This is a genomic window from Azoarcus sp. TTM-91 (genome assembly GCF_012911025.1).
Lineage (GTDB): Bacteria > Pseudomonadota > Gammaproteobacteria > Burkholderiales > Rhodocyclaceae > Azoarcus.
Genome location: NZ_WUEI01000173.1, coordinates 1 through 6,618, shown reverse-complemented (window position 1 = coordinate 6,618; position 6,618 = coordinate 1). Strand labels below are relative to the sequence as shown.

3 protein-coding genes are annotated in these 6,618 nt (G+C 65.4%); 1 reads left to right on the top strand and 2 read right to left on the bottom strand.

The features are described 5' to 3' along the window. A partial coding sequence (locus GRF61_RS22765; protein ID WP_169152908.1) for an amino acid adenylation domain-containing protein occupies positions 1 to 2,228 on the top strand: 2,228 nt, incomplete at its 5' end. A 96-nt stretch (positions 2,229 to 2,324) separates the two neighbouring features. On the opposite strand, the gene GRF61_RS22760 is transcribed toward GRF61_RS22765, so the two are convergent. Together GRF61_RS22760 and GRF61_RS22755 are read right to left on the bottom strand one after the other, a co-directional pair. Next, positions 2,325 to 4,757 carry a TonB-dependent siderophore receptor gene (locus tag GRF61_RS22760; protein WP_169152907.1) on the bottom strand — a complete coding sequence of 811 codons (2,433 nt, stop codon included), beginning with the start codon at positions 4,755 to 4,757 and terminating at the stop codon, positions 2,325 to 2,327. Positions 4,758 to 5,278: 521 nt separating this feature from the next. Beyond that, the gene (locus GRF61_RS22755; protein WP_169152906.1) at positions 5,279 to 6,571 is read right to left on the bottom strand and encodes a lysine N(6)-hydroxylase/L-ornithine N(5)-oxygenase family protein; all 1,293 of its coding nucleotides are present in this window, start codon (positions 6,569 to 6,571) and stop codon (positions 5,279 to 5,281) included. Positions 6,572 to 6,618 lie beyond the last annotated feature (47 nt).

Sequence of the window (6,618 nt, the reverse complement as noted above, 5' to 3'; positions counted from 1 at the left end):
CACAGCTGCCGCTACCGAGCGGACTCACTGTCCTGGAACTGGACACGCTGGCGCTGACGGCCGAGCCGGCGCACAACCCCGAAGTACCGGTGAGCGGAGAGAACCTGGCCTATGTGATCTACACCTCAGGCTCCACCGGGCGGCCCAAGGGCGCCGCGGTGCGGCATGCGGCCCTCACCAGCTGCATGTGCTGGATGCAGGACCACTACCGCCTGCAGTCCGCCGACGTCGTCCTGCACAAAGCCCCGTTCGGCTTCGACGTCTCCGTCTGGGAAATTTTCTGGCCGCTGAGTGCCGGCGTCAGCCTCGCGGTGGCCCAGCCAGAAGAGCACCGCGACCCGGAACGCATCATCGCCCGCATCCGCGAACATGGCGTCACCACGGTGAACTTCGTACCGGCGATGCTGCAAGCCTTCCTGGCCCATGAAGGCATCGAGCACGAAACCCGTCTGAAGCACATCCTGTGCGGTGGCGAAGCCATGCCGGCCGGCGTGCAGGAAGCCTGCGCCCAACGGCTGCCGGGTGCCGGCCTGTACAACCTGTACGGTCCCACCGAAACCACCATCCACGTCACCCACTGGACCTGCCGTGCCGACGGCCGCAGCCTGGTGCCCATCGGCGCACCGATCACCGATATCCGGACCCACGTACTCGATGGCGAACTGAACCTGACGCCGGCCGGCGTGGCCGGCGAGCTCTACTTGGGCGGGGTCGGCTTGGCGCGCGGCTACCTGAACCGCCCCGGCCTGAGTGCCGAACGCTTCATCGCCGACCCCTACGACGAAGCCGGTGGGCGGCTGTACCGTACCGGTGACCTGGTGCGCTGGAACGCGGAAGGCGAGCTGGAGTACCTGGGCCGGATAGACCACCAGGTAAAGATCCGCGGCTTCCGCATCGAACTGGGCGAAGTGGAAGCGCAACTGCTGGCCCAGCCGGAAGTGCGTGAAGCGGTGGTGGTGGCCGACGAAGGCCCGGGGGGCGCACGGCTGGTGGGCTACGTCTCGGCCCAGGCAGGCGAGGAGATCGACACCGCCGGACTGCGCACCAAGCTCGGCGAGCAACTGCCGGACTACATGGTGCCGTCGGTGCTGATGGTGTTGGACGGTCTGCCGCTGAACGCCAACGGCAAGATAGACCGCAAGGCACTACCCAAGGCCGGAGCGGGAAGTGCCCAAGCCTACGAAGCACCCCAGGGCGAAGTGGAAGAGGGGCTCGCCGCGATGTGGGCCGAGGTGCTCGGTGTGGAGCGGGTCGGGCGGCAGGACAGCTTCTTCGAACTCGGAGGGCATTCCTTGCTCGCCCTCGGGGCACTGCCGCGTACGCGGGAAATCCTCGGGCTGCCCGAAATGGCGCTTGCGGAACTGTTCCGCCATCACCGCCTTGCCGATCAAGCTGCGCTGGCCGTCGCCGGGCCGGAGATGCTGGACGTGGTCGTCCTGGCCGAAGGGGGACGGGGCGTGCCTCTGTACTGCTTTCCCGGCCTGATCGTGAATTCATCCGAGTATCGGCAGCTTGCGGAAGCGCTGCAGGGAGACAGGCCCGTCCATGCCTTCGTCAGCCATGCGCTCACGTCCCGGCGCTGGAAACACAGCTCACTGGAACGTTTGGCGGCTGGGTATGCGGAGCACATCAGGCGTGAGACCCGGGGCGGACCCTGCGCCCTGCTGGGCTGGTCATTCGGGGGCGATCTGGCGTTCGAGACCGCTCGTCAGCTTGCGGACGATTTGCCGGTGAGTTTCCTCGGCCTGGTCGACGTAGCCGTTCCCGCGCTGCCATCCCCGCCGGCCTTGACCGCTTTGCAGCAGGACGCGGCCCGCAAGCGCCTGGACGCCTGGCGGAATAGATCGGAGATGGCCGCGCAGTGGCAGGCCTTGCTGGATCGTCTGCCCTCCGGCTTGCGCGATCAGATACTGGCCAATGCGCTCGCGGCGGAGGGTGACATGCCGCTGGATGGCCCCGGCTACGCTTCGAAAGAGTACTTGCAGTGGGCTTTGTTGGATGCCGAGAGGATGCTGATGGAGTACGACTACGGGAAGGTGGGCGTCGAGATGGATGTGTGGCTGGCCGCCGATGCATGGGACAGGCGCCATGTCTTTCCCCGTGATTGGACTCGACACGGGACGATCCGTACACAGACGGTGGTTCCTGGAACAGGACACCTGACGATAGTCCGCAGCGCGGCCTTCATAGAGGCGGTCAGGGATCGGCTTCTGCAGTTGGATGGGTGACCCAGGAACCGCGACGGAGAAACCGGCCGCCTCAGGCAGAGGGGGCCGGGAACAGGAGGAGCGGCGCCGCCCGGCCACCGCTCCTCCCGGGGGCATTTACCAGCGGTAGGTCGCGGTTGCGATGAGCTTGCGCTCGTCTCCAAAGTAGCAAACCGTGGAGCCGCACTGGCTGTAGTAGGTCTTGTCGGTGAGGTTCCGCGCGTTGAGTGCCAGGCTCCAGGGACCATAGTCGTAGCCAACCATGGCGTCGAAGATGGTGTAGCCAGGAACGGTCTTGGGGGCATTACCTTCATAGCCGCTGTTGGGGCCCATGTAGCGCGCCCCCAGGCCGAACCTCAAGCCGAAGGGAAAGCGGTAATCCGCCCAGGCCGCGGCTTGATTGCGTGAAACCGGGTTCGCCTGCTTGCCGACTTCGCTCGGGTCTATGCTCCGGGTCACGTCGGCTTTCGGGGTGTAGGAATAACTGAGGTTCACGCTGAGTTGCGGCAGCGGCTGGATATGGGCTTCGAGTTCCAGGCCCCGCACGGTCACTTCGCCCCGCTGGCTGGGAACGAATGAAGCGTCGGTGGTGATGTTGTTGCGCCGCCGCAGATCGAAGGCCGCGATGCTGTAACTGTCATTGCGGCCAGGCGGCTGGTAGCGCAAGCCGATTTCGTACTGGACGCCGGTCTCCGGGTCGAAGGCCTTTCCGGTCGCGGGGTTGACGGCCACGTTGGGAACGAAGGACTCGGCATAGCTCAGGTAGGGCGCCAGGCCATTCTCGGCGAGGTAGACCAGGCCGGCGCGGCCGGTGAATTTCTCGTCTGTCTGGCGCGATTTGGTATTGGTGAGATGGTCATCGCTCTCGACCTTGGCCCAGTCGTAGCGTCCGCCCAAGGTGGCCACCCAGCGCCCACCGAACTTGATCTGGTCCTGGAAGTAAAGCCCGGTTTGCCACAGCCGGATGTCGGAATCCGTGTAAGGCGCCGGAATCGGCAGGTTTGCGCCGTAGGTGGGGTCATAGATGTCGATCGTCAGCGTGGTGCGCTGATAGTACGAAGCCTCATCGAAGTGGGTACGCTGATAATCCAGGCCAAGCAGCAGGGTGTGCTCGGTCTCCCCCAGCTTCAGCTTGCCCTCTGCCTGGTTGTCGATGACGAAGCTGGAGGCGTCGGACTGGGTGCCGCTCACCGTCAGGTAGCGCCTGCGGTAGTTCGCGGCGCTGCTCGGGTTGCCGGCGTCCACCTGGACGAAGCGCGTCGTGCCAGCCTGCCAGTAGTCGACTTCCATATGGCTGTAGCGCGCGTTTTGCCGCAAGGTCCAGTTCTGGTTGGGCCGATGTTCGAAGGCATAGCCCAGCATCCATTGGTCTTGGTCGAACTGGTTGAAGTCCGGTTCGCTGAGGAAGTTGGAGGAGGGAATCTTGCCGTTCGGGTTGTAGAGCAGCGTGCCTTCCACCGGCGCAATCCGGGTATAGACGCCGGCCCGGTCGCGCATGACGCTGGAGAGCACGGTGAGTTTGGTATCGCTGGAGGGGCGCCACGTTAGCGAGGGGGCGAGGAAGTAGCGGTCATCCGCCATGCTCTCGGCAGGAAGCTCGGCGTCCTTGACCAGGGCGGTCAAGCGATAAAGCAGCTTGCCGTCCTCATCGACCGGACCCGAGAAATCGCCCGCCAGCTGTTTCCGGGAGTCCTCGCCGAGTTGCAACTGGAGCTCGTGCAGCGGTTTGTCGGTAGGGCGCTTGCTGACGACATTCACCAGGCCGCCCGGGCTGTTCTGGCCGTAAAGCACGGAAGAGGGCCCGCGCAATACCTCGAAGCGCTCCAGGTTGTAGTTTTCCGTGCGCCACACGCTGAGAGAGCCCGTATTGCGAAGGGGGAGACCGTCGAGGTAGAGACTGCCATAGCCGTCGAAGCCGCGCAGATAGATCCAGTCATAGCGTGAGTCGGTGCCATACGGGGAGATCGTGATCCCCGGGGTGTAGCTGAGGGCCTCCTTGAGATTGGTGGCGCCTATCGCTTCCGCATAGTCCGCGGTCACCACGGAAATGGACTGGGGCGTTTCGATGAGCGCGGTGTCGGTCTTCGTACCGGTGGCGCTGCGCCGGGCCTGGTAGCCTTCGACCGGCCCCCAGGCGTTCTCCTCGTAGGCATTTGCCTGAACCCTGACTTCCTGCAGTTCCCGCTCCATGGCGCCGGTTTGACGAGTCTGGATGGTCACGTTGCCATTGGCGTTCGTAAGCGCCGCCAGCTTGGTGCCGGCCAGCAGTCTGTTGATGGCTTCGCGTGCACTCATGCGACCGCTGACGGCTGGTGCGGTGAGGCCGGTTACCAGGTCGCTGGGCGCATAGACCTGGACCCCGGTCTGCGTCGAGAGCATCGTCAGTGACTGGCTGAGTGCCTGGGCCGGAAGGTTGACGGTGAACAACTGTTCGGCCTGCTGCGACGGTGCCTGGGCCAGTGCGTGCAGAGGCGGCAGGGCGCCGAGAATGGCAAGGCTGCTGGAGATTGTTGCGGCCAGCAGGCGCCGCCGCGGGGGGAGGGAACGCATGGAAATGTCTCGCTTAGGGAATAGGAATGGTTGCGGGATGACAGGACAGATTGATGAGAATCATTTCCGTTGACGTACGGCCCCCAAAGAGTGGGACAAGGGGGGCTTGTCGTCCGAGTATGCCGTTTGAAGTAGCGCCCGCTGCCTGGCGCACGACATTCGCCAAAACCGGAGCGCTGGCCGGGGAGCGTGCCGGGCCTGGCGGGCGCGCTGCGGGGGAAAAGTCCAGGGCAAACCATGCGGCCATCGTGATGGCCCCGCCGGAATTCCTCGCAAGCGCCATGAGCTTTCAAAGCCGGCGCGAGAACCTTCCGAATTGAGTCCTGCTCGGGGGCGGCTCCGGGGGCTGTGTTCCGGGCGTTGGGCGAACGCCGCAGGTGATGAAGGACAGTGAGGGGGCGGGCCTGCTCGCGAGGGCCGCAGGAGGGCCGTCAAAAGCGTGGGCCCGGGATGCGGCGGTTCCCGCCCTGTTCTGCGAGAACCGCCGGATTGCTGTCATCCGGCCGCGAGGTGGAGGCGTATCAGGCCTGCAGGGCTGCGGCCCGGCTACGCGCCGGCGCCTGGGCCCGCCCTTCCTCCAGCGCGCAGCGGATCTCCTCCGTCCTCACCGCCGTCACCGACAGCAGCGTGTCGCTGAAGCCGTGGGTAGCCTCGCAAGCGCCTTGGAGGAAGACCTGGGGACGGAAGCCGGGGGCGCTGTGGACGCGGTAGTTGCGGTCCACCGTGAAGTCGCCGAGGTAGGGGGCCAGCGGGGCGAGCACCGCCTTGTGCTGCTGGCGCACGTAGCCGGTGGCGAGGATCACCGCGTCATAGCGGTTGGCGTGTTCCAGCTGGCCGTCGGCGTCGAGCAGGCGCAGGTGGAGGCCGTCGGCGCCGGCGCGCACTTCCTGGACCTGGTGGCGGCGCAGCAGGCGGTGGCGCTGCTTGCCGGCGACTTTCTGCTCGTACATCACCTTGAAGATCTGCTGCACCAGTTCGAGGTCGGGGGCGGAGTAGTTGGTGTGCCAGAACTCCTTGAACAGCTTGGCGCGCTCGTCCTCGCTGCGGTCGTAGACGTAGTCGGTGAAGTCGGCGTTGAAGATCTCGTTGACGAAAGGGCTGTCGTCCGACGGGCGGATGGCGCGGGCGCGCATGATGAGGTCCACCTGGGTGCTGGCGTCGCGGCCGTGCAGTTCCATGAAGATTTCGGCGGCGCTCTGGCCGCCGCCGACGACGGCGACCTTCTTCAGCGGGCCGAGTTTGTCGACCCGGCTGAGGTAGTTGTGGGAATGGAAGATGCGGGGCTCGTCCTTGAACGGGCGGAAGGCTTCCGGGATGTTGGTGGTGCCGCCCATGCTGACGACGAGGTTGCGTGCCAGGCGCTCGCGCACGCTGCCGTCGGCGCGGCGGGAGCGTACCCGCAGCAGGCTGACTTCATCGCCTTGCCGCTCGGGCAGGATCTCGAACACTTCTTCGGCATAGGCGCAGCGGTCGGCGAACTGGGCGGCGGCCCAGCCGAGGTAGTCGCTGAATTCCTGGCGGCTGGGGTAGAAGGTCTTGAGGTTGATGAAGTCCGGCAGGCGCTGTTTTTCGTGCAGGTAGTTGACGAAGGTGAAGCGGCTGGTGGGGTTGCGCAGGGTGGTGAGATCCTTGAGGAAGGAGATCTGCATGTGCGCATGGTCCAGCACCATGTCCGGGTGCCAGGTGAAGCTGGCCTGCTTCTCGATGAAGAGGGCGTCCACCGGTTGCCCGGTATGGCGTTTCTCGTCCAGCGCGATGGCCAGGGCGATGTTCGAAGGGCCGAAGCCGATGCCGATGAGATCGTGGGTCTGCATGCTCAACTCCTTTGCGGAGAGACGTGGGTGGGTGCGGCGGAGAGGGG

Excerpts from the sequence above, each read along its gene's own strand:
- GRF61_RS22760 (WP_169152907.1), bottom strand. The coding sequence starts at position 4,757 with ATGCGTTCCCTCCCCCCGCGGCGGCGCCTGCTGGCCGCAACAATCTCC.
- GRF61_RS22755 (WP_169152906.1), bottom strand. The coding sequence starts at position 6,571 with ATGCAGACCCACGATCTCATCGGCATCGGCTTCGGCCCTTCGAACATC.